General features: G+C 43.1%; 27 protein-coding genes. 3 read left to right on the top strand and 24 right to left on the bottom strand.

Annotated elements, in window-relative coordinates:
• Nucleotides 1-46: 46 nt before the first annotated feature.
• From FPZ44_RS07355 to FPZ44_RS07320, 8 genes are all read right to left on the bottom strand, one after another.
• Complete coding sequence (locus tag FPZ44_RS07355) at nucleotides 47-877, bottom strand: heptaprenyl diphosphate synthase component 1 (protein ID WP_186785947.1); 831 nt, start codon at nucleotides 875-877, stop codon at nucleotides 47-49.
• A gap of 84 nt (nucleotides 878-961) precedes the next feature.
• Nucleotides 962-1,528: a hypothetical protein gene (locus tag FPZ44_RS07350; RefSeq protein ID WP_144988775.1), complete on the bottom strand. Its 567-nt coding sequence runs from the start codon at nucleotides 1,526-1,528 to the stop codon at nucleotides 962-964.
• Between the two features lie 120 nt (nucleotides 1,529-1,648).
• Nucleotides 1,649-1,870, bottom strand: a complete 222-nt coding sequence (mtrB, locus tag FPZ44_RS07345) for a trp RNA-binding attenuation protein MtrB (RefSeq protein ID WP_144988773.1) — start codon at nucleotides 1,868-1,870, stop codon at nucleotides 1,649-1,651.
• Between the two features lie 88 nt (nucleotides 1,871-1,958).
• Nucleotides 1,959-2,231, bottom strand: coding sequence for an HU family DNA-binding protein (locus FPZ44_RS07340; protein ID WP_144988771.1), 273 nt, complete (start codon nucleotides 2,229-2,231; stop codon nucleotides 1,959-1,961).
• Between the two features lie 179 nt (nucleotides 2,232-2,410).
• On the bottom strand, nucleotides 2,411-3,418 hold the full coding sequence (locus tag FPZ44_RS07335; protein WP_144991731.1) for an ABC transporter permease: 1,008 nt from the start codon (nucleotides 3,416-3,418) through the stop codon (nucleotides 2,411-2,413).
• 14 nt (nucleotides 3,419-3,432) lie between these two features.
• Nucleotides 3,433-4,953: a sugar ABC transporter ATP-binding protein gene (locus FPZ44_RS07330; protein ID WP_144991730.1), complete on the bottom strand. Its 1,521-nt coding sequence runs from the start codon at nucleotides 4,951-4,953 to the stop codon at nucleotides 3,433-3,435.
• Nucleotides 4,954-5,058: 105 nt separating this feature from the next.
• The gene (locus tag FPZ44_RS07325) at nucleotides 5,059-6,198 is read right to left on the bottom strand and encodes a sugar ABC transporter substrate-binding protein (RefSeq protein ID WP_144988769.1); all 1,140 of its coding nucleotides are present in this window, start codon (nucleotides 6,196-6,198) and stop codon (nucleotides 5,059-5,061) included.
• A gap of 187 nt (nucleotides 6,199-6,385) precedes the next feature.
• Complete coding sequence (locus tag FPZ44_RS07320; RefSeq protein ID WP_144988767.1) at nucleotides 6,386-6,667, bottom strand: hypothetical protein; 282 nt, start codon at nucleotides 6,665-6,667, stop codon at nucleotides 6,386-6,388.
• A 176-nt stretch (nucleotides 6,668-6,843) separates the two neighbouring features.
• Here FPZ44_RS07320 and FPZ44_RS26380 point away from each other — a divergent pair, with 176 nt between their 5' ends.
• The 3 genes from FPZ44_RS26380 (at nucleotide 6,844) to FPZ44_RS07310 (ending at nucleotide 9,582) form a co-directional block, all read left to right on the top strand.
• Nucleotides 6,844-7,014, top strand: coding sequence for a hypothetical protein (locus FPZ44_RS26380; RefSeq protein ID WP_186785946.1), 171 nt, complete (start codon nucleotides 6,844-6,846; stop codon nucleotides 7,012-7,014).
• Nucleotides 7,015-7,172: 158 nt separating this feature from the next.
• The gene (locus FPZ44_RS07315; RefSeq protein ID WP_261378370.1) at nucleotides 7,173-8,219 is read left to right on the top strand and encodes an ArsR/SmtB family transcription factor; all 1,047 of its coding nucleotides are present in this window, start codon (nucleotides 7,173-7,175) and stop codon (nucleotides 8,217-8,219) included.
• A gap of 91 nt (nucleotides 8,220-8,310) precedes the next feature.
• Nucleotides 8,311-9,582, top strand: a complete 1,272-nt coding sequence (locus FPZ44_RS07310; RefSeq protein WP_144988763.1) for an MFS transporter — start codon at nucleotides 8,311-8,313, stop codon at nucleotides 9,580-9,582.
• Nucleotides 9,583-9,749: 167 nt separating this feature from the next.
• Here FPZ44_RS07310 and spoIVA read toward each other — a convergent pair whose 3' ends face one another.
• From spoIVA to FPZ44_RS07230, 16 genes are all read right to left on the bottom strand, one after another.
• Complete coding sequence (spoIVA, locus tag FPZ44_RS07305) at nucleotides 9,750-11,228, bottom strand: stage IV sporulation protein A (RefSeq protein ID WP_144988761.1); 1,479 nt, start codon at nucleotides 11,226-11,228, stop codon at nucleotides 9,750-9,752.
• 449 nt (nucleotides 11,229-11,677) lie between these two features.
• Nucleotides 11,678-12,394 (bottom strand): hypothetical protein, encoded by a 717-nt coding sequence (locus FPZ44_RS07300; RefSeq protein WP_144988758.1) that lies wholly within the window; start codon nucleotides 12,392-12,394, stop codon nucleotides 11,678-11,680.
• 19 nt (nucleotides 12,395-12,413) lie between these two features.
• Entirely contained in the window at nucleotides 12,414-12,773 is a 360-nt protein-coding gene (locus tag FPZ44_RS07295; protein ID WP_144988756.1) for a 2Fe-2S iron-sulfur cluster-binding protein, read from the bottom strand.
• 63 nt (nucleotides 12,774-12,836) lie between these two features.
• Nucleotides 12,837-13,460, bottom strand: coding sequence for a nucleotidyltransferase family protein (locus FPZ44_RS07290; RefSeq protein WP_144988754.1), 624 nt, complete (start codon nucleotides 13,458-13,460; stop codon nucleotides 12,837-12,839).
• Between the two features lie 22 nt (nucleotides 13,461-13,482).
• Entirely contained in the window at nucleotides 13,483-13,767 is a 285-nt protein-coding gene (locus FPZ44_RS07285; protein ID WP_261378240.1) for a 2Fe-2S iron-sulfur cluster-binding protein, read from the bottom strand.
• Nucleotides 13,768-13,797: 30 nt separating this feature from the next.
• Nucleotides 13,798-13,977: a DUF2768 family protein gene (locus tag FPZ44_RS07280; RefSeq protein ID WP_144988750.1), complete on the bottom strand. Its 180-nt coding sequence runs from the start codon at nucleotides 13,975-13,977 to the stop codon at nucleotides 13,798-13,800.
• A 114-nt stretch (nucleotides 13,978-14,091) separates the two neighbouring features.
• Nucleotides 14,092-14,370: a stage VI sporulation protein F gene (locus FPZ44_RS07275; protein WP_144988748.1), complete on the bottom strand. Its 279-nt coding sequence runs from the start codon at nucleotides 14,368-14,370 to the stop codon at nucleotides 14,092-14,094.
• A 96-nt stretch (nucleotides 14,371-14,466) separates the two neighbouring features.
• A complete protein-coding gene (locus tag FPZ44_RS07270; protein ID WP_144988746.1) occupies nucleotides 14,467-15,489 on the bottom strand; it encodes an NAD(P)H-dependent glycerol-3-phosphate dehydrogenase in 1,023 nt (340 codons plus the stop codon).
• Complete coding sequence (gene plsY / locus FPZ44_RS07265) at nucleotides 15,479-16,093, bottom strand: glycerol-3-phosphate 1-O-acyltransferase PlsY (protein WP_144988744.1); 615 nt, start codon at nucleotides 16,091-16,093, stop codon at nucleotides 15,479-15,481. Before plsY ends, FPZ44_RS07270 begins: the two co-directional genes overlap by 11 nt.
• Before the next feature lie 12 nt (nucleotides 16,094-16,105).
• Nucleotides 16,106-17,428 carry a ribosome biogenesis GTPase Der gene (der, locus tag FPZ44_RS07260; RefSeq protein ID WP_144988742.1) on the bottom strand — a complete coding sequence of 441 codons (1,323 nt, stop codon included), beginning with the start codon at nucleotides 17,426-17,428 and terminating at the stop codon, nucleotides 16,106-16,108.
• A gap of 73 nt (nucleotides 17,429-17,501) precedes the next feature.
• Nucleotides 17,502-18,128, bottom strand: coding sequence for a hypothetical protein (locus tag FPZ44_RS07255; RefSeq protein ID WP_144988740.1), 627 nt, complete (start codon nucleotides 18,126-18,128; stop codon nucleotides 17,502-17,504).
• A gap of 87 nt (nucleotides 18,129-18,215) precedes the next feature.
• Nucleotides 18,216-19,430 (bottom strand): 30S ribosomal protein S1, encoded by a 1,215-nt coding sequence (rpsA, locus tag FPZ44_RS07250; protein WP_144988738.1) that lies wholly within the window; start codon nucleotides 19,428-19,430, stop codon nucleotides 18,216-18,218.
• A 138-nt stretch (nucleotides 19,431-19,568) separates the two neighbouring features.
• Entirely contained in the window at nucleotides 19,569-20,159 is a 591-nt protein-coding gene (locus FPZ44_RS07245) for a lysophospholipid acyltransferase family protein (protein ID WP_144988736.1), read from the bottom strand.
• Nucleotides 20,160-20,166: 7 nt separating this feature from the next.
• On the bottom strand, nucleotides 20,167-20,865 hold the full coding sequence (cmk, locus tag FPZ44_RS07240) for a (d)CMP kinase (RefSeq protein WP_144988734.1): 699 nt from the start codon (nucleotides 20,863-20,865) through the stop codon (nucleotides 20,167-20,169).
• Nucleotides 20,866-21,045: 180 nt separating this feature from the next.
• Nucleotides 21,046-21,291, bottom strand: a complete 246-nt coding sequence (locus FPZ44_RS07235) for a hypothetical protein (protein ID WP_144988732.1) — start codon at nucleotides 21,289-21,291, stop codon at nucleotides 21,046-21,048.
• 106 nt (nucleotides 21,292-21,397) lie between these two features.
• Nucleotides 21,398-22,051 carry a flagellar brake protein gene (locus FPZ44_RS07230; protein ID WP_144988730.1) on the bottom strand — a complete coding sequence of 218 codons (654 nt, stop codon included), beginning with the start codon at nucleotides 22,049-22,051 and terminating at the stop codon, nucleotides 21,398-21,400.
• Nucleotides 22,052-22,135: the final 84 nt, after the last annotated feature.

Here is a 22,135-nt window from a genome sequence, read left to right as displayed (position 1 = left end):
CCGTCACTTCACGGCGTTGAGCTGCAGCTTGTACGCACATTTAAACCTATATCGCTAGTTCAGAAACAATTGATTCTACAAGAGAAGACTGCGTATCGCTCACGATTGTACCTAATACGATTGACAATCGCTCTTCAACAGACTTCATTCTCTCTTGCAAGATCACTTCTGGCCTGCATTGGCTCAGCAATTCATCCCACTCTTGTTGCACAATAGCTTCATGTTGCCAACGACTGCGCTGAGCGGATGAAGCATGTTCCATAACTAACCAGTACGTCCAACTATGAGAATCCACAGCATGCTGCTTCACATTCTCCAACTCTTCTTGAATCACTTCTCGTTCACTAATTAAATCAAGCAATTGCTCGTATAACTCAACATCAGCACGATTAAGCCATTCATTAAAAGCGTGGAACAAACACTGTTTTATTTTCACTGCATGCTCATAATAGCGGCTGTGATTCATAGAACCATCACGCACGCTAGCAGCTACGGTCATTTTCAAGCGATTTACTTCACAAACTGCTCGACTGAGCAGCTGAATCGCCTCAATTTGTCCTGCTTCGGCTAACATTTGATAAAAGCGACTGCTAAAATAGTCTCCTGCCAGCACTTTGAGCTGTCTAGAGCGCATATTTCGATCACTGGTGGAACTGGTCGCATATTCAACCGTATTGTGCGTGTCAATTCCAAGCTGTACAAGCAGCGTCACAGCTGCCATACGTTCCGTAAACTGCTGATTGTCTTCGTTCCGCTTCAAAAAGGCGTACAGCAAAGCTATCCGCTCATTCGCGAACGACGGCAGCTTCGTGTGCGCCTGAATCATGTCATGTGCGACATAACGCTTTACTTCTTGCGGAATAGCATATCCTTTCATCCTCGTGCCTCCGAATGCATTCATCCTTTTGGATGTCGTGATCTTGATTATTATAGCATATTGTCAGTAAGACGGTGATATTTTTTATAGCTTCGCTCGCACTCCAAATTGTTCAGTCCACAATGTTGTATAACTCAACCGCATGGCTCTGATCGCTTGGATGGAAGGTGGATGTCCGTTTCGGACGAGCTCATTCAAATCGGATTCGGTCACTTGATTGCGAAGTGTATCCAATGCGAGAAGAATTTGCTTTTGACGGCGCTCTTTATTTTCAATAACGACTCTCAATTCCAAACGGTTAACATTATCCGTCTCATAGAAACTAAAGTGTAGCCAACGATACAATTCTTCATAAATGATTCTTGGATGATGAATACTAGAAGCTACTCGGATGTCCAGTGAGAGTACGCCCGGTTCACTCCATTGCACACGGCTAATAGGTAATTGAGTAGGCAGAGCGAGCAGCGTATCTACAAGCCCATCATCTGTTACATGCTTGATGGGACTAACTGTACTCATTACTGGAATCGTTCTCCGCTCATTGCCATGCAAGCTGCGCTCTGAGGAAAGAATCCCTAGAACATAAACTACTGAAGTGACGCATAATACGTACATCGTCGTTATTCGGAGTGCCTTTTGCCATCTACGCAACTATATACACCCTTTCGTCTTCCACTAAGTCATCGCAAGATATACTAACAGTGTCGACGGACGAACTTATGTCCATACCTCATTCTATAATGAAAAAAAGCAGGCTATGCCTGCCTTACTCTATTCGTCTTTATCTGTATGAACCGTACCATGCTTGCTCATAATCATAGCCTTGCCGCGAATCTTAATTGCAGATGTATGATCCGTGAATTGTGCAATGAGAACCTCGTTTTTGTCTAATTTCTCCGTGTGATGAAACTTCGTATCTTGTCCTCTTGTCAATCCGATAACTTGTACCCCTTGTTCTTTCGCCTTAATAACAATAAAATCGGTTTGTTCCACGTTAATCCCTCCTTATTGAATAAGTGTAACACATAAAGTAAGCCGTGACATTCGTCACGGCTGAGCAAAGACATTCCTATGTAAAAGCTTATTTGATGCCTTCCTTCAACGCTTTGCCTGGTTTGAACGCAGGGATCTTGCTAGCAGGGATCTCGATCTCTTCACCCGTTTGCGGGTTACGGCCCTTACGAGCGGAACGCTCACGAACCTCGAAGTTACCGAAGCCTACCAACTGAACCTTATCGCCCTCTTGCAGAGCAGTAGAAATCGCTTCGAATACTGCGTCTACAACTTTTGTTACATCTTTCTTAGAAAGTTCGGTCGACTCAACGACTTCCGTAATCAATTCGGACTTGTTCATGTATGCTCACCTCCCGATTCAAGTATGTGGTTATCCATTGTTTACACTAGTTCCTATAAAAATATACATGAGTATATCCTATACGAAGTCCCTTAGCATGTAATAGTGCATCTGGAACAAATTTATAGTAATATACCATTTGATCAATTGCAAGTAGCGATGTGACAGCAATCTTACAATTACGATGAAGAAGAGCGTCCTCGATTTACAACATAAAACGTAATCGAAAGAGCCAGCACGAGAACAGTTCCCTTAATAATATCATGCGTGTAGTATTGCAAGTTCATCATCGTCAACCCGTTAACTAACACACCTATTAGTAATGCACCTACAAAAGTCCCAAATACATTCGGCTTCCCTGCTCCAAAAACAGAAAAGCCAACAAATACGGCCGCAACCGCCTCCATCAAAAGCGGTGCACCAGCATCAATTTCCCCTGTTCCTACTCTTGATGTAAATAAAATACCACCAATTGCAGCACAAACCCCTGAAATGACATACGCAAGTGTCCGAATCCGATTGACTCGAATACCCGATAAACGCGCTGCCTCACGATTTCCACCAGTCATGTATAGCTGTCTGCCGAAACGAGTATAGCGCAATAGTAAATGCGCGGCCACAATGGCCAACAGCATGAAAATTACAGGTATAGGAACTGTAAAGCTGCCGATATAAAACTCTCCCTGACCAATCGTCTGGAACGACGTTGAAATGACACCTGGCGCTTTGGAGCCGTCAGGGAATAACATATGGTCATTAATAGAGTAACCTTTAGTATAAGTCTTGTGAATACCTGCAATAATGTACATTACCGCTAGCGTCGCTAATAGATCGGGAATACGAAATTTAATAATAAAAAGTGCGTTCAACAAACCTACCAATGCACCAATTAAGAGTGGTACTCCAATTACGACGAGCATCGGCATTTCATACCAAACCATCATCGATGCGGTTACAACGGTAGTAAGTGAAACCGTAGAGCCTACTGACAAATCAAATCCATCCACAATAAGTGAAAAAGTAACACCCAGCGCAACAAAGGTGACGATCGATATGGAGGCCATAATATCCCCAATATTAGATGCCGTCAAAAAATTATCCAACCGCAGCGAAAAATAAATAAACACGCCAATGACTACAAAAATTGCTCCATAACGGAATAAAAAGTGCAACAGTTTGTGTTTGATACCTGCTTCCATGCTTATAGCTCCCCTTCTTTGCCGGCGCTAGCGTAGAACAAGAGTTGTTCTTGGGTCGCGGCTTGTCGATCAAATTCTTGAACAATCTTACCGTCACACATCACAAGAATTCGATCTGCAATCCCTATCGCTTCTGCAAATTCGCAAGTAAAGTACAGAATAGCATGCCCCTGCTTTGCTAATCCGCCGATAATTTGGAATATATCCTCTTTGGCACCAACATCAACACCTTTAGTAGGCTCATCAAATACGTATACATCCGCACCGGATTCCAGCCATTTTCCGATTGCTATTTTTTGTTGATTTCCACCGCTCAAATATTGAACCAGTGTCTGCACGGATGCTGTTTTAATTCGAAGTTTTTCGACTATTTCTGCAGCAAGTTGACGCTCTATTTTGCCGTTGAGCCACCCGCTCCAGTTCGACAGTCGTTTTAGTATGGGAAGACTAAGATTGGTCTCCACCGATTCATGCACAACAAGCCCTTGTTTGCGCCGCTCTTCAGGTACAAGTACTACTCCTTTGGCGATCGCATCTGCAGGTTCCTTAAACCGAACCGATTGTCCTTTAATAGAAATGGACCCTTGTTCTATCTGATCCACACCCGTCAGCAATCTTGAAGTCTCGGTTTTCCCTGCCCCAACGATACCAACCACGGCTACTATCTCGCCTTTACGAGCCGCAAGATTAACACCACGAACTCTATTACCAGCTACAAGGTTTTTCGCTTCCAGAACTATATCTCCAATCGGTACGACTTGCTTCGGCACCTGCTCTGCAAGTGTACGTCCAAGCATATGACCGACGACATCCTGTATGGATGTCCTCGCCACATGATCGGTGTATACCCTAACCCCATCTCTCATAACGGTAATCCGATCGCAAATGGCAAATACTTCAGGCAAACGATGAGATATAAAAATGACGACCAGCCCTTGTTCTTTCATCAGCTGCATAACAGCAAACAGTCGTACAGCCTCTTCCTGACTAAGCGGTGCTGTAGGTTCATCAAAAATAACTACTTTGGCCTGCTCCACAAGCGTCCTTGCAATGAGAACCATCTGCTTCTCTGCCAATGAAAGCTCCGACACAAGTTTCGTTAGTGGCAGCTCGACCCCGAGCTTAGCACATGCAACAGCCGCTTGCCGATACTGATGTGCAGGACTGACCCACCACGATGCGGTGTCTTTTGCCATTTGATCCAGCATAATATTTTCTGCGACAGTTAATTGTGGGACAAGAGCTGTATCCACTTCTTGATAAACACAGTAAATCCCCACACTGCGAGCGTCTTTCGGCTGATCAATCTGAAGTTTCATACCGTGGAGCTCAATATGGCCTGCATCAGAAGAATAGGCGCCGGAGAGCACATTCATCAGCGTGCTCTTCCCAGCCCCATTTGCTCCCAATAATGCATGAATCTCTCCGCTGTAAGCTTCAAAATCAACCTGCTTTAGTGTCGGTATCCCATTAAAACTCTTTTCTATACCCACCATGCGTAATAAGGAGCGAGGGATATCCATATCACACTCGCTTCTTTGCTCCTTATATGCAACAGTGGGAGAAGATTCTGTTGCATATTGTGTTGACAGCGTCATATCAGTCCCACCTTTGCTGTATGTTGGAACTTATTTGTATTTATACAATTTCATCCATTCTTTCTCACCTTGCTTACTGCCGCTCCACCCTTGTACATACTGTCCTAGCTCATTTGTTGATACTTGTTTGTCTTTTGGCAAATCATCTCGCTGTACAAATATCGGTTCAAGAACAACACGATCTTCTGTTTTTTCACCGTACAGCTTTTGATAAAGATAACGAGCTTGTACGCGGCCAATGTCTTTTGGATCTACAGCAGCCGTTGCTATCCATGGGCTAGTCGGATCTTGAAGCATTTGCAAATCCTCATCACTCATGTCGATGCCATATACTTTGATTTCATCACGGCCTGCTTGCTTGATCGCTCGTGAAGCACCTTTGGCGAATTCATCCCAGGCAGCCCAAACTGCTGTAATGTCACCCTTATTAGGATACTGCTTTAAAATAGCCTCCATCTTAGCTTGTGTATCCAATGCTGTACTGCTGGATGCAGCACCAAATGCAGCAATCTCTTTAATTTCCGGATACTTTTGTTGGAAAGCTGCATACGCCGTCTGACGACGTTCCATTGGAGCAAAGCCAGCTACCCAGATTTTCACGATATTTCCTTTTCCACCGGCATCTGCTGCCAGCTGCTCCAATGTCAACTCAGCCATTTTCTCATCCCCTTGTTCGAGGACCGTTACACCTGGAATGTCTAATAGTGCGTCGAAGGCAACGACAGGAATATTATTTTCCTGTGCCTTTTTAATTCCTTTTGTCAATGCTTCTGGTGTGCCGTGATCCGTTAAAATACCATCAAATTTCTGATTCACAGCCATATTTACGTATGTAGCCATCTTAGATTTATCTCGTTCAGCGACAAATACTGTCAACTCTCCACCAAATCGCTCCACTTCTTCCTTAACACCTTCAGCATATTGCTGCGAGAACGTCCCTGTATTTAATTCCATAACAAGCGCAATCCGCTTTCCTTTAAGATCCTTAACCTTATCGTCTTTATTTTCTTCCTGATTATTTGCAGGTGCAGTTGTTTGTGTCTTTCCGGCCTCACTCCCGGCTGTCGTCTGTCCTGCCGATTTAATCCCGCACGCAGAAATAATGATAGAAAAGCATAGAATTGCAGTAAGTATTCCCCACATACGTCCTCGTCTCAACGTTGTCCCCATCTCAACATCCCCTTTTAAATAATTAGCGTGCTTGTAACCAACATTTTCCGCACAACTATTAGACAATAATATATACGCTATTTCCTAGTATGTAAATCGGTTTTAATGCATTTAATCATTTTTCACTCGATATTACATAAAAAAAGGGCGTTTACCCTCTAAACGGTAAACAACCCTTGAGTTATAATTATATTGTTTCGCTTGCTTGTAGTGCCGCTTCCAATAATGTATCGAACAAGTCATCATCTTCTTCCAAACGTTCATCTAACTTCAATAATTCTTCTTCCCCACCACTATCAGACGTATAATGAAGACTATAATCCCACTCTTTCCCCTTCTTGCTAAACACCGTTAATTCATACGGATGCTGGTAGCCTTCAAGCTTGAAAACAACCGTCCCAAGGTATGCACCTTCCGCATCTGTTTTCATTTGCGCTGACACAATATGTACTTCATTTTGCACACTCATCAAAAATCCCTCACTCTTCTTATCCTGCTCCCCAAAAATTAGGGACTTACTATAAGTATACCATTTTCTTATTTAAACTTCATGAAAGCCACTTGACAGATACAGGAATTGCCATTAAATTAATTATCACAGACATCGAAATAGACATTAGATGAGTACCGAAGAGAGGTGTTATCATGATCAAGCAATTTAAATCCAGTATTTTCAATGCAAAAAGACGTGTACTTCCAGTCACTGCTCTATACAAACTATTTGCCGACAAAAATTCACAACGAACAGAATTTGCAGTATCTCAGCACTTAACAGTAGCAAGAATCACCATTACAGTATATTCTAATCTGAAATAACATTCGATATTGATCGAAAGATAGATACGAACCTAATAGGTAATCTATCTTTTCCTACAAAATCAGTACAAACAAAACAATTGACATTACCATTTATTATCATTATATTTTAATCTGGAATAACATTCGATAGATATCAAAAAGGAGATTCGAACTTGGTGAACAATCATGCAGCAATCCCACTAAATACAAGTAGCTCTATTACGGTTGAACTATTAGCAGCACTATTTCGACTTACGAACCATGACCAATTGGTACCGCAGCATCCATCCATGCAGTTACACCAAGATAATCAACTCAATCAATATATTCAAGAAGCACAACTAAAGCTGCCGAAAGACACATTGGAACAAATTCAATTATTTTTCCATCAAGATAATTCTTGCGGCACATCTGTACTGCCTACTATTATTCGAAATAACATGACCATCGAAAATCTTTTTCAATGGATAGAACAAATGCCGTCCAATGAGCTTTTTCTTCAATTTTTGAATTATAGTTTAGATCCAGAAATTAGCACTATTTCTGAGCTCACTACAAGCAATATCCTTGAACGGTTAGAACAAACTACATTACCAGAAAAAGATCGTTGGAAAATGCTCTATTTCTTTGCAGATCCTGATCGCATGAAGAGCAAATATCTAGAACTGCTGAACATTTTCTATAATATTGTTTTCAAGTTCTGGGAAGATGAACTGACTGCACGATTAGAGCAAAGCTTGCTTCGACTCCGTCAAATGATTCAAGAAAACGGCGTGAAGCAGTTGAACAAAGCTCTAAGAACAGACATCGTACCTAATACGATGAACGATCTTCCGATTCATGTATTTCCTTCTTATTTTATGAACACAGCAGCGTTCATTTATGATAACGAAGAAGGATTTATATGCTTACTAGGGATCAATCGTCTGGATATGATAAGCAAACATGATATCACTCATCAGCAAATTGGTGACTCTCTAAAAGTACTGTCAGACGAAAAGCGAATTCATATTATTCAACTATTGAACCGCGCACCTAGATATGGGCATGAACTTGCTAAAGAACTAAACCTTACAAACTCTACAATTTCTCACCATCTCAACTCATTAACGACGACAGGATTTGTAAAAGCCATCCGTCAAGAAAATAAAGTTTATTACCATACAGATAAAGAGCGTATCGCAGAAATACTTCAGAATTTAACACAGTTGCTAACCGAATAACACAGCTTCAGCGCTGTGTTATTCTTTTGGAAGGATATTCGATATACATCGAAAGTTATATTTCATAAAAACAGAAGAAGGGTGATTGTTAATGAAAAACTTTTTACGCCGAAACCCAATGTTTCTTCGCTTCTGGCTTGCTGCATGGTCTTCTGAATTTGGTGATAACATCCGCAACACTGCACTCTTATTCGTAATTTTAGAGCAATTCGCTGATAAAGCTGCATCCGCCATTTCCATCAATCTTATATTAGAATATGCCCCGATTTTTTTACTCGGTCCTATCATTGGCGTATTTGCAGATCGCTTTGATCGCAAAAAGTCATTGTCTGGCGCATTGCTGTTCAGAGCTGTAGTTATGCTGTTATTTATCGGCGCGATTGCGGTTAATTCCGTGATTTTGATTTACATAGGCTCATTTTTGTCCGCCATCTCTACACTCGTCTTTCGTGCTTCCCAGCCTGCTTTTACAATGACTCTTGTTCAAAGTGAAGACAGACTGTCTGCTGCAAGCTATCGTCAAATGTCCGTTAGCTTCACGAACATTATCGGACCTGCTGTTGCTATCATGTTATACGGGGCAATTGGCTCAAGTTTCATGATTGTTATCTCGACTTGTCTCTTTATTATTGCTGCCATTGCCATTACTCGAATACCCACTCAGCAACAACCAAGTGAGTTAACAACAAGTACGAACAAGGATACACTAACGTTTCACTCGGTTTGGAACGACTTAAAGCTCGGCTTTCGATTCGCGATGAACCACAATATTGTTAAGATCGTAACGCTTAGTAATGTGGCATTCGGATTGGTAGCGGGCGTATATAATGTGATGCAAATGTTCCTTATTACAGAATATTTGGGACTCCCTAAAGAATCTCTATCCTGGTTTACCCCAATCATTGGCGTAACTATGCTTGTTGGCTCTCTCGTTGTCCCAAAAACAAACATTCAATCTGAACGTTTGTTAACGATATCTGTTTTCCTACTTGCCATTGGATTAGCAGGAATGACCATTATTCCAAATATCATTATCGCTGTCGCGGCAACGGTTATATTCTTTACTGGTATCGTCTCTTATAACATAACAACCTCATCTCTTATACAGACTCATGTTGAAATAGAATATCAAGGAAGAGTGAGTACATTCATTCAATTGGCTTGGATGGGGCCTATGTTGCTTATGTCACTTATAATCGGTCAACTGTATCCAGCCGTTTCGATCAGCTACTTATTTATCGGAACAGGATGTCTTGTATTCCTGCTTGCGATTGCGGTGGCTTATCGAATCGCCAAATTGCAAGCCAACCCTCGTCCACTCTCTATAGCTATGGAACAAAATAAGCTGTCACAATCTTCATGAAAAAACTTCTACACTTCTACTTCTATTGAAGTCCGTTGAGATGAGCGAAAGCATAAAGTGAATGCTCTTGCCGCAAATAAACACCCCCTTCATTTATGGAGGCTCTCAAATGAGCTGTCTACCATATGAAGGGGGTTGCTTATTTAGAGCATGAATGGTTAACGAGGTTATAATATGATAGCTATCAAGCCACCAGATCCTTCGTTAATAATACGACCGAGCGTTTCTTGCAGCTTGTATCGAGCGTTATCCGGCATCATAGCAATCTTACCCTGAATGCCTTCACGCACGATGGAATGAAGCGAACGGCCAAATATGTCGGACTCCCAAATCTTCGTAGGATCATTCTCGAAGTCCTGCATAAGATAGCGCATAAGCTCCTCACTTTGTCTCTCCGTACCAATAATCGGAGCAAACTCTGACTCCACATCGACACGTATCATATGTATCGACGGAGCAGTTGCTTTCAGACGAACACCAAAGCGAGAGCCTTGACGGATGAGTTCGGGCTCATCAAGAGCCATCTCAGCAAGAGTAGGCGCAGCAATACCATACCCTGTTGTCTTCACCATTTCTAATGCCTCTTCGAAGCGATCAAATTCTTTCTTCGCATGAGCGAACTGCTGCATCAGTTGAAGCAAATGATCTTTGCCGCGAATTTCGACGCCGACTACTTCCATTAGGATTTGATCGTACAACTCATCTGGAGCATACAAATCAATCTCTGCAACGCCTTGACCCATATCCATGCCACTCAATCCGGCACGTGCAATAAAGTCATATTCCGTGAACTGTTGCACGATACGATCCACATCACGCAAGCGACGAATATCTTTCACCGTATCACGGACCGAACTCTCATAGCTGGAACGAAGCCAATGCTGCTCATTCAGGACCATTACCCAGCTAGGCAAGTTCACGTTTACTTCATGCACAGGGAATTCGTACAGCACTTCGCGCAATACGCCAATTACATCATCTTCACCCATCGTAGCAGCACTTAGCGCCAACACAGGTATATCGTATTTCGCATGCAATTCATTACGAAGCGCCTGCGTTTCTTCACTGCGCGGTTTCGTCGAGTTGATAATCAACACAAATGGCTTGCCGACTTCCTTCAACTCATTAATGACGCGTTCTTCAGACTCCACATAGGAGTGACGTGGGATTTCTGCGATCGTTCCATCTGTTGTCACTACTACACCTAACGTTGAGTGTTCCTGTATCACCTTACGAGTTCCTATTTCCGCCGCTTCCTGGAACGGAATCGGATCCTCAAACCATGGCGTATTAATCATACGCGGACCGCTTTCATCCTCGTATCCTTTTGCACCTTCCACAGCATAACCTACACAGTCTACCAATCTTACATTCACTTCTAGACCATCTGCTACTTTAATCTGAACCGCATTGTTCGGGACGAACTTAGGTTCTGTTGTCATAATCGTCTTACCAGCCGCACTTTGTGGAAGTTCATCCACGGCGCGAATGCGATCGGATTCGTTTGTAATATTCGGCAGCACGACCGTTTCCATGAAACGTTTTATAAATGTTGATTTACCCGTGCGGACCGCACCAACGACCCCGAGGTAAATATCCCCGCCGGTACGCTCGGCAATGTCCTTAAAAATGTCTACTTTCTCCAATTGATATCCCCTCCTCAAATAATTCCCGACGGACATGAAGGCAGCGTCCGCCTTCCGCCCTTCAGAAACAATTAGCACCGTTGCTGGAATTGAGCTGTTGCCGTTGTCGCTAGTGTTCGCCGCCCGGTTCATATTCAGCAATGAGCAAGCGATGCAACCTGTACATGCTTTGGACTAGTAACATCATATGATAGAACGCCATAAATATGACGATCAGCCACACTTTTTTTACTATCGCTGCTCATAATGTTAGTAAATAACTATGAGGGGCTCTTCAGCAGAGCGACGCCTTCCTACACAGGTATATGTTTTTTGTTCAAATATATGACAACCATTATGTATTTCTGCATAAGAAAAACGTAGATATAAAAAAAACAAGTACAGCATCTTATCTGCACTTGCTTCTATTTGCTATAGGATTGACTAGACTTCACTCATGTGCCGATACTTTACTTGGGCCAAGGTGCGTTGTCTCTCCATTCATAAACAGGAGATTTAACAGGCACAAACAAACCTTCCGTTACGAGTAACTCCTGAACCTGATCCGTTTTGTCAGCAGGTTTCTTACCCGATTTCTCAACAGCCTTCATTATGTCTGGAGCATAATCAGCAAATACATTACCTTGCTCATTCATAATAAAGGTGAGGGTATCACCACTGTAGGGACTTCGAACCTCAACAGGGCGAGCACCTATCTTTTCTAGTGATATCTCGTAAAATCCGGGATACAATTGTTCTTTGCTTGGCAGTTGCCCTGTATTCTTCTCTATGTACATGGTAACGGCTCTCTGCAAATCATTTACCCTTTGAGCTGTAGGAAGATGCATAAGACGAACCGTAGGTTTCTTCTCTTCGTTAACGATTAGGTAAACCCCAGTCCCACCGTTCTCAAAAGCATTCGCAGGAATTGCGCCAAGCACTTCACTAGCCAGCAAAACTTCAAAGTCAATTCTGAATTTCTCGTATCTCGGTACAGTTTGGTCAGCCGTAATGATGGGAAGTAATGAATTTCGTTGCTGATATTCATCAACTGCATTCTGTACAAGCAAAATTCCATCTTTAGCAGAAGCTTGATTCTCTTTTCGAAGCTCATTCGGGTACATACATCCTTGCAAGAGCAAACATACAATGAGAATGATGCTGACTACGAACTTAGTACGACTCAATCCGCCTCTCCTCCCCCGCCTACCATAAGCGGTCTTCCTCTTGCTGCTCCAGTAGTCGTTTACGAACTGCCGCCTTTAAAGGATCTTCCGGCACATGAACGACCACTTTACCATTTGAAGAACCAATAATACGAGCCTGACAGGCTAATCGCTCTCCACAAGTTGAGAAAAAACCCATCTTACGTTGCTCTGCCTCAGTTGGGGAATGAATTAGCCCCTCATCAGCTTCTATCGTTACTTTGCATTGCAAACACCCTGCTTTGCCTTCACAACGAGTTCGAATGGAGACACGCGCTTTACGCGCAGCCTCCAACACGCTCATTCCTTGCTTAATTTCAATCTGTTTGCCATCTGGTTCAAACTGAATGCTAACGCTCATGCAGCACCTCCTTCATGTGGATGCTGGTAGAGTTGTTCTAACAACACACTGTAGAATACTCACTTAATCATTGCTGTGTACGTTAACTTCATACGTATCTAGGCATAGTTCAGGTAATACATGTTGAATGTTCATATATGCGCTAGAGGATGGCTCGCATCTAGATAATACATTTGCCAAAACCTTTACATGCTCCTGGGGATTGCATCGGATTGCCGCTGCGATTGCATCTACACGCTCTGCTCTTCCCCTCAGCATATTAAAAAGCAGTTCGTGTATAAGAGGTGTCAATCTAATGGATTGTGCCCCAACTATCGCAGATGGCGCATACTGCCACAAACCCGATCTAACTTCCATCTGGTAACTGCACCATTCATTCTTAATATTGAATTGTCCAACAAGTTCTACAGAGTAACAATTTATCTCGTAATGGCTTAACAACGAGCGGTACATTTCTGTCTCATTCCAAGCCGCGTCATCCGTAGATTTGCTCCGCCATAATTGATGCAGCACTTCTGCATCGCCTTGATCAGCGAATACATCAATATCATTTGGCGGAGCCAGTAGCTCCACTCCTTGTAACAATAGGCTGCAACTGCCACCTATCATCCATTTCGATGATTCATTTGAATGACTTGCAAGCCATTCAATCGCATGAGCCATCGTTTCTGTCATTTGTTGATGCATAGTAAACCCCGTCACGATTTCATTAGTAATATGGTGCAAACTTCGCTGTTACTGTCGTGTCAGCATCTATCACTTTTGCCTGACATGCTAATCGGTAACCTTCCCGCAGCTCATCTTCGTCCATTCGATCCCATTCAGCATCTGTTATTTCGCTTAATTGGAGATGTCCTTCCTCAACCAGACAGCGGCACTGTGCACACGTTCCTCGTTCACATCTATATTGCCAGTCTAATTGAAGCTCAATCGCTGATTGCAGCAGCGTTTTGCCTACAATGATAGCGGCTTGTCCTTCTCTTGTTCGACCCATTAATCTCAGTTCTCCCATTGTGCTGAGCCCCTATACAATTGAAATAAAGCTGTATAACATTCCGAGCAAAAGTATGACAAATGCGACTAACGTTAATATTCCCTTAATCCATCCACGAGTCTTGGATCGGGCAAACACAACGAGGATTGCTGATAAAGCCATGAGACCAATTCCGATAAAAGAAACCCACATCTTCGTTAAACCATCCATGCCAACGTCTCCCATTCTTCCAAACTGAACCTATTATAACATCCGCCATAAAGAAACAAAAGACGACATATTGGTTGATTTCACCAACATGTCGCCTCTACGATTAGCGGCCGCCTATTTCTTCATCATCAACTTCATCAATGACTCAAGACTGCCCCCGTTTATCCCGCTCTTTTTCACGGTAGTTATAATCTCATTCACCGTTGACTCCGTAACCGGCACATTGGCCATCATAGCGACCTGCTTAATGAGCTGTCGAAGCTGAGCCTCACTCTGCATCGTTTCTGAAGTTACAGTACTCGCCACGTTTTTGATCTGATTTTCTGAGATAGGCTTGCTAATTTTCTTATTAATTGCTTGGAGTGCATCTTTAGGAACTTTCCCCTTCGACATGTCACTTGTCCCTCCTCAACTGAACTCTTCATAGTGTATGAAAGAGTAAGCATGAAGGTGAGGCTCGTTACCATGTCCAATTGAAATCATGTCCCGTTAGAACGAGATATCTTCAATCTCATTTTTCCGAACACGGCCCATTAATTTCTCTACAGCAGTTTTAGGATCCAGTTGTTCGAACAGAACTCGGTATAACTGCTCTGTGATTGGCATTTGTACATCGTGCTTCTCAGCCAATATATGAGCCGCCTTCGTTGTACGAATACCTTCCACAACCATACCCATCTGCTTAAGAACTTCATCAATAGGCATTCCCTGTCCAATCATAGACCCAGCACGCCAATTCCGACTGTGCTGACTTGTGCAAGTCACAACTAAGTCACCAACGCCTGCTAAGCCAGCAAACGTTAATGGGTTGGCTCCCATTGCTGTTCCAAGACGGACAATTTCGGCTAATCCGCGCGTAATAAGTGCTGCTTTGCCATTATCACCAAATTTAAGACCATCTGAGAGTCCCGCACCCAATGCTATGATGTTCTTAAGCGCACCAGCCAGTTCTACACCAACTACATCTGAGTTCGTATACACACGGAAATAAGAATCATTCATAAATAAATCTTGTGCCTTCGCAGCCGTTTCCAGTGAAGCTGAAGCTATAACGACCGTTGTCGGGCATTGACTAATTACTTCTTCCGCATGGCTTGGGCCAGATAACACTGCAATCCGTTCTTCACCACATTGAAGTTCGTCATTTAGCACCTCAGACATTCTAGCAAGTGTTTCGGTTTCAAAGCCTTTAACCGCATGTACGATAAACATATCGCTATGCCAATACTGCTTCATCTGTGCTGCCACAGCCCGCAACGCGGCAGAAGGTGCCACGATCAAACATGCATAAGCACCTTTCATCGCATCCTCAACTGAGGTCGTTGCCCGAATAGCTGGATTAAGCACAGCATTTGGCAAATATTTTTCATTCGTGTGCCGTTCATTGATCTCTACAGCTTGCTGCTCGCTGCGTGTCCAGACGACTACCTCATGTTGATTGTCAGCCAATACTTGGCATAACGCTGTTCCCCAACTCCCAGCTACAAATACAGCAACCTTTTTAACGGACACGTGCTTCTCCTCCCTTGCTGGATCCGAGACGATTCTCTGTACCCTTCATCAACTTCACAATATTATTGCGATGAGCGAAGAAAGCAAACAGACAAAGTAACACACTACCTAAAAAGATACTACTGTCGTATTTATATAACCAAATAAACACTGGCGTCAAAAATGCAAATACTAGCGAACCAAGAGATACGTACCTTTTCCATACGATGGTCAATATCGCAAATACGGATGCTGACAGCGCAGCCCAAAATGCCAATACAGCAAGAACCCCAATTGTCGTAGCTATCCCCTTCCCACCACGGAAACGGAAAAAGATCGGCCAATTGTGACCAGCAATAGCAGCGATTCCACAAACTACAGCTACCCAAGAGGCATCCGATACGAGGTAGCCCAACAAAACAGCAGAAATACCCTTCAAAGCATCGAGCAACAGCACGCAAAAAGCAGGACCTTTTCCTAATATACGCAGTGTATTGGTCGCGCCTGCGTTGCCGCTGCCATGCTGCCGAATATCAATACCACGGAGCCACTTGGCAAACAGCACACTGAAACTGATAGAGCCAATCAAATAGCTGCCGATTATAGAAAGTATGGGTAACGTCACCTTAGATCGCTCCTAACTCTCGTCTGATTTGCGACGCGTGAACAATCGCATCGGCGTTCCTTCGAAGTCAAACGAAGCGCGAATACGGTTCTCTAGATAACGCTCGTACGAGAAGTGCATAAGCTCTGGGTCGTTTACAAAAATAACCATCGTAGGCGGTTTAACCGCCACTTGAGTGGCATAGTTGATCCGAAGACGACGACCTTTGTCTGTCGGCGGCGGGTTGTAAGCAACCGCATCAGAAATCACGTCGTTCAGCAAATGAGTTGGAATACGTCTAGCATGCTGTTGCGCTACATGTTGAATAACTGGCAGCAGTTTATGTAAGCGCTGCTTCGTTTTTGCTGACAAGAACACAATTGGAGCATACGACATGAACAAGAAGTTATCACGAATGTTCTGCTCATTCTGATGCATCGTCTTGTCATCCTTCTCAACCGCATCCCATTTGTTTACAACGAATAGTGCTGCTTTACCTGCTTCATGAGCATAACCTGCAATATGCTTGTCTTGATCAATGATTCCTTCTTCACCATTAATAACAACCAACACAACATCTGCTCGCTCAATAGCTTTAAGAGAACGCATTACACTATACTTTTCTGTAGTTTCATATACTTTTCCACGCTTGCGCATACCTGCTGTATCAATAATGACATATTTTTGACCGTCTTTTTCAAACGGTGTGTCAATTGCATCACGTGTGGTACCAGCAACTTCACTTACAATAACTCGATCTTCACCTAGAATTGCGTTGACTAGAGAAGACTTACCAACATTCGGACGACCGATTAAGGCTACTTTAATGACATCATCTTCATACTCTTCTTCAGTCAAATCAGGCAGATTTTTCACAATTTCGTCCAACAAATCGCCGATTCCTGTTCCGTGAGAACCCGATATAGCCACAGGGTCACCGAACCCAAGAGAATAAAATTCGTAAATATCATCCATACGGCGCATGTTATCCACTTTGTTAACTGCTAAAATAACAGGTTTACCAGAACGGAATAGAATTTGTGCTACTTCTTCATCCGACTGTGTTACGCCGCTTTTAGCCTCACACATAAATACGATAACATCCGCTTCTTCAATCGCCAATTCTGCTTGTACACGAATGGAACGAAGAATATGATCGACACCGTCAATCTCGATTCCACCTGTATCAATAATGCTGAACGTCTTCCCGTTCCATTCGCCCGAGCCATAAATACGATCTCTAGTAACGCCGGGCTTGTCTTCCACAATTGCCAATCGATCGCCGATGACACGGTTAAAAATGGTCGATTTCCCGACATTCGGCCTTCCGACGATGGCAACAACGGGTTTTGCCATGCAGTTCACTCCTTCATTTACCTAAACAATATACACGTACAACATCATATCAGAAAAATCACGGATTGGCTAACTATTCCCGACGCATATACATGAAAAACCGCTCTGCATAGAGTAGTATTAATGCGCTGAATCGGCAAACAACATAGGTCATCCACCACTCATCTGCTGTTGATAATGTGCCAAATAACATAACAAGCGTTGCTTTATCGCGTACTTGCACTAACCATTCTTTACATAAAAGAACACCTGTCACAACGATAAATGAACGGCTTGCAGACGAGTACATAATCCCGACAATTACTCCAACAATTACACTTACCAATAACGGAGTAAAAGAATGGGCCCACGTGTCTCCTGCTTCACGTAATAAATCTACGATCATCCATAATGCGGCGATGATCGATATCTGTCCACAAAGCACGATGCAGTCTGAAAAACTCATGCCTTCTCGCCATAGCTGCACGAACATGACTATTGCAACGAGGCAAATAAGCAGCCATCCTAAGTCCCAAATTGTTTCACCTACTCTAAACTGTAGTCCCGTCACCCACAGCCAAGTTCCAATACCGAGGATGAGCACATAACTTGACGCATGAGGCAAAATCACCTGCCTCCAGCCAGTAAATACGAGGATGATGGAACAGACCGCACATAATGCAGCGACGGTCCCTGGCACTGAAGCAAACTGTAGCCCCATCTTACATCCCTCCATTCCATGTTAGGATGGGATAAAGCAGGACAAAATAAACGGCAATCCTCATGAGGATTGCCGTTCGTGTACTTATTATTTCAAGTTGTTCAACTTGTCGCCGAAGCGTTCAGCCAATGTGAAGCTCATCGTCTCATTGCTCAAGGAAACATTTGGATTGTTCAGCTCTTCTTTTACCTTTTTCTCAGGTTTCTCAGTATGAGCTGGTGCCTCTTCTGTTTCTTTGATGCTTAAGCTAACACGCTTCTCAGCAGGGTTGAAGTCTAATACTTTAACTTGAACCTCTTGACCTTCCTTCAAGACTTCATGGGGAGTGCCAATATGACGATGTGAAATTTGGGAGATGTGCACCAATCCTTCCACACCCGCCGCTACTTCAACGAAAGCGCCAAATGCAACCAAACGTCTTACTACGCCAGTCAATACGTCACCGATATTGATGGAGCCTCCAGCTTGTTCCCATGGGCCAGGTTGAGTAGCTTTCATACTCAAGCTGATTTTGCCATTAGCCGGATCAACCTTAAGTACTTTAACTCGTACTTGCTGCCCCTCTTGTACAACATCAGCAGGCTTCTCAACATGCTGCCACGCCAATTCGGATACATGAACAAGGCCGTCAACCCCGCCTACATCAACAAATGCACCGAATTGAGTTAAACGCTGTACAGTACCTTCAAGTTCTTGACCTTCTTTAAGACCTTCGATCACTTGCTTTTTACTTGCTTCGAACTCTTCATCAAGCACATCTTTCTGAGAAAGAATAAGCTTGTTGTTCTCGCGATCAACCTCTTTAACTCTCACACGCAAAGTACGACCTTTATAATCGCTGAAGTCTTCTACAAAATGACGTTCTACCATGGAAGCTGGGATAAAGGCACGAACGCCAACATCTGCTACAATGCCACCTTTAACAACATCAGCAACCGTTACTTCGAATACTTCTCTGTTCTCGAAGCGCGCTTGCAACGTTTCCCATGCAGATTCGCTATCGATAATACGTTTCGACAAAATCAAGCTTTCTTTGCCATCATTAATGCTGACAACTTTAGCTTCAACTTCTTGACCAATTGTTACAGCATCAGAAGCTTTCTCTACTGATACCGATGATAATTCGCGAACCGGAATAATGCCGTCGTATTTATATCCAATACTTACATACGCTTGATTGTCATCAATCTTGACAATCGTGCCTTTGACGGTATCTCCTTTTTTCAAAGTCACGATGCTGTCCACCGTTTGTTCAGTAGCATTTTCAGTTACGGTTTCAACTTGTTTCGTTTCTTCAGACATGTCCATACCTCCTCGATTAGAACCCCATTTATAGAAAGCTGCTTGATATAGCAGCGTCCATAACGACTTGGCTTACACACATAAATTCGAAAATAATACCAATAGTATTAAACGTCGACCTATAATTCATGCATAATCTTACTGCTCTTGCGACTTGGAATCGATTAAAGCATAAATATGCTTCATAATCCGCTCCGTTGCTTGCTCTAGCATATCGCTATCTTTGGCATCAAGCAAATCCTGCATGTCAATTGGCGGACCATAAGTTACAGTTACCTTACCAAAAAGCTTATACGAGCCGGAAATCGAAACTGGAACAACTGCTGCACCACTTTTCAGCGCAATCATGGCTGCACCCTTTTTAGCTGCAACATCCCCCGACATGTTTCGAGTTCCTTCAGGAAATATCCCCATAATTTCGCCTGAGCGCAACAACTGGAAAGCGGTCTTAATTGCTTCCTTACCTACACCGCCCCGCTTGACTGGAAAAGCACCTAGTGCTGAAATAATAGAACCAAGAACAGGTACTTTAAACAGCTCCGCCTTAGCCATAAATCGAACCTTTCGCTTTAAAGCAATGCCGATTGTAGGAGGATCAAAATTACTTATATGATTGGCACATAGTACAACGCCACCTGTCTGCGGCACATGATGCTTCCCTTTCACTTCCAATCGGAAGAAAAAGCGATAAAGAACATATAAAAGATTTTTACAGAATGTATAGAACATATGCCTATCACTCACCATCCAATATGGAGTTAGCTTGCTTAACCATGCGTTGAACAATCTCATCAATGCTCATATAAGTTGTGTCCAACAACATAGCGTCGTCGGCTTGCTTTAAAGGTGAGATGGCGCGTGTAGCATCTTGGTGATCACGTTCAGCAATATCCTTTATGAGCTGTTCCATCGTAATTTGTTCTTTTCCCTGCCATTCCACATAGCGGCGGCGGGCTCTCTCTTCCACCGTAGCAGTTAAGAACCACTTCTGTTCTGCATGCGGCAGCACATGCGTACCAATGTCTCTGCCATCCATAACCGTGCCTTTGCGTTCCGCGAGTTGACGCTGCATATGAACGAGCGTCTCTCGAATTAACGCAATTTGAGCAAATTTAGAGGCTTGAAGGCTTACTTCAGGTGTACGAATTAATTCCGTAACATCTTCGCCATTTAACAATATAGATTGTCGATCGTCACCGGGTATTAGTTCCACCTGTAACTGCTTCATTTCCTCAGTAGCTCGTTCAGGCTCGTCTGGAGAGATGCCTCTCCGATTCATATGTAACGCAACAGCTCGATACATTGCTCCTGTATCAATATAAACATAACTAAGTTCACGAGCAACATGTCGTGCAACTGTGCTTTTGCCTGCGCCTGCTGGCCCGTCGATGGCAATATTAATTCTTGCTTGAGTGGATCGTGACGCTTGCTTCAACGAGTCTACCCCTTTCTATCCGATGACACTTCACTATGTTTCATGAGTTTCAATAAAAAAGCAGGCATTGCCTGCAGACGTAAAAATTATACCACACCTTCTAAAAAGGATGCAAAAGGCCCAAAGACCGATATGAACAGTGAATTCAGCACAAGATTTGCTTCTCCGCCGGCTTTGCATTTATTTGTATGGAACACCTTCAAGTCTCTCTACTAGGCTAAACCAGTTCCGAAATAGAGGGATATGCATACTAACTTGAGTAATAACCCCGAACAAACTAACGATTAGGAGTAATTTCAGCAGCCTTGAGCTCAACTTATCTATCCGACACATCCATTGACGACGAGCATTAGCCATTTCGTCTTCTTCACATTGCTCATGCTTCTCAGAACCGAAAGGCAATTGCTCTTGCTCACTGTTCTTCACCTTGACACACCCTAACCATAGAATAATTGGGATTAGTGTGCGGAAATACTAACAAACTTATGTATACGCATGTTATGTATGTGCAATTTCAGTAAATTACTTATGTTTATACACGACGTTGGACGAGCTGTCTTTCAAAACAAAAACGGATTATTTTCTGCTGATCAGATGCACTAATCTGATGGAACTTAATCATAATTAATCTCTTCGCAGCAAATTCATCCTCCTGCACAATACGTATCACTTCAGCTACAAAAGGAATATGTTCATATTCACCATTGCGAAAAGGAGCAACCATCCAGCAGTGTATCTGCTCCTCCAATTGGATCGTTTCGTTTTGTGTTGGGACAGTAAACGACATCCCTCCACCACTTATATCTTCGGTAATAGCCAACAGCTTTTGTCCACTGCTCGTACGAACTGCAATCTCCAATTCTGCATTTACTCTTAGAAAGGAACGCTGATGAGACGAACGAATATCTTCGGCAGCTGGCTTTCTAATGCCAAACATTCTTACACCAGCTTCCTTTCGAGCAACGATATTAGACATAAACTGAAATACGGTGCCTTCATGTTTACTATAGCGAATTTGCAGCACTTCCGTATTCACAAATATCCCGTATTTACCTGTATCGTGATTTAGCGGAATTTCGATCCATATGTGCGTATCATCCAAATCCAGCACACGCGCCTTATAGTCCCCTGGATGATTGGCAGAATCAGTTTGAATGATTAAAGTATCATTAATAGTTGGAAACATAATTGGACTCCCCTCCGCCCTAATTATACCATTCAAGATACTTTAGCTCCATAAATATATAGTATAAAAGTCACAGATGTGCAC

The sequence above is a fragment of the Paenibacillus agilis genome, assembly GCF_007786455.1.
Taxonomy (GTDB): domain Bacteria; phylum Bacillota; class Bacilli; order Paenibacillales; family Paenibacillaceae; genus Paenibacillus_B; species Paenibacillus_B agilis.
The sequence above is the reverse complement of the archived record's forward strand: the minus strand, read 5'-3'. Positions and strand labels throughout refer to the sequence as shown.

Excerpts from the sequence above, each read along its gene's own strand:
- FPZ44_RS07355 (WP_186785947.1), bottom strand. The coding sequence starts at position 877 with ATGAAAGGATATGCTATTCCGCAAGAAGTAAAGCGTTATGTCGCACAT.
- FPZ44_RS07340 (WP_144988771.1), bottom strand. The coding sequence starts at position 2,231 with ATGAACAAGTCCGAATTGATTACGGAAGTCGTTGAGTCGACCGAACTT.
- FPZ44_RS07330 (WP_144991730.1), bottom strand. The coding sequence starts at position 4,953 with ATGGATATCCCTCGCTCCTTATTACGCATGGTGGGTATAGAAAAGAGT.
- FPZ44_RS07325 (WP_144988769.1), bottom strand. The coding sequence starts at position 6,198 with ATGGGGACAACGTTGAGACGAGGACGTATGTGGGGAATACTTACTGCA.
- FPZ44_RS07320 (WP_144988767.1), bottom strand. The coding sequence starts at position 6,667 with ATGAGTGTGCAAAATGAAGTACATATTGTGTCAGCGCAAATGAAAACA.
- FPZ44_RS26380 (WP_186785946.1), top strand. The coding sequence starts at position 6,844 with ATGATCAAGCAATTTAAATCCAGTATTTTCAATGCAAAAAGACGTGTA.
- FPZ44_RS07310 (WP_144988763.1), top strand. The coding sequence starts at position 8,311 with ATGAAAAACTTTTTACGCCGAAACCCAATGTTTCTTCGCTTCTGGCTT.
- FPZ44_RS07295 (WP_144988756.1), bottom strand. The coding sequence starts at position 12,773 with ATGAGCGTTAGCATTCAGTTTGAACCAGATGGCAAACAGATTGAAATT.
- FPZ44_RS07290 (WP_144988754.1), bottom strand. The coding sequence starts at position 13,460 with ATGCATCAACAAATGACAGAAACGATGGCTCATGCGATTGAATGGCTT.
- FPZ44_RS07285 (WP_261378240.1), bottom strand. The coding sequence starts at position 13,767 with ATGGGTCGAACAAGAGAAGGACAAGCCGCTATCATTGTAGGCAAAACG.
- FPZ44_RS07280 (WP_144988750.1), bottom strand. The coding sequence starts at position 13,977 with ATGGATGGTTTAACGAAGATGTGGGTTTCTTTTATCGGAATTGGTCTC.
- FPZ44_RS07275 (WP_144988748.1), bottom strand. The coding sequence starts at position 14,370 with ATGTCGAAGGGGAAAGTTCCTAAAGATGCACTCCAAGCAATTAATAAG.
- der (WP_144988742.1), bottom strand. The coding sequence starts at position 17,428 with ATGGCAAAACCCGTTGTTGCCATCGTCGGAAGGCCGAATGTCGGGAAA.
- FPZ44_RS07255 (WP_144988740.1), bottom strand. The coding sequence starts at position 18,128 with ATGGGGCTACAGTTTGCTTCAGTGCCAGGGACCGTCGCTGCATTATGT.
- rpsA (WP_144988738.1), bottom strand. The coding sequence starts at position 19,430 with ATGTCTGAAGAAACGAAACAAGTTGAAACCGTAACTGAAAATGCTACT.
- FPZ44_RS07245 (WP_144988736.1), bottom strand. The coding sequence starts at position 20,159 with ATGTTCTATACATTCTGTAAAAATCTTTTATATGTTCTTTATCGCTTT.
- FPZ44_RS07230 (WP_144988730.1), bottom strand. The coding sequence starts at position 22,051 with ATGTTTCCAACTATTAATGATACTTTAATCATTCAAACTGATTCTGCC.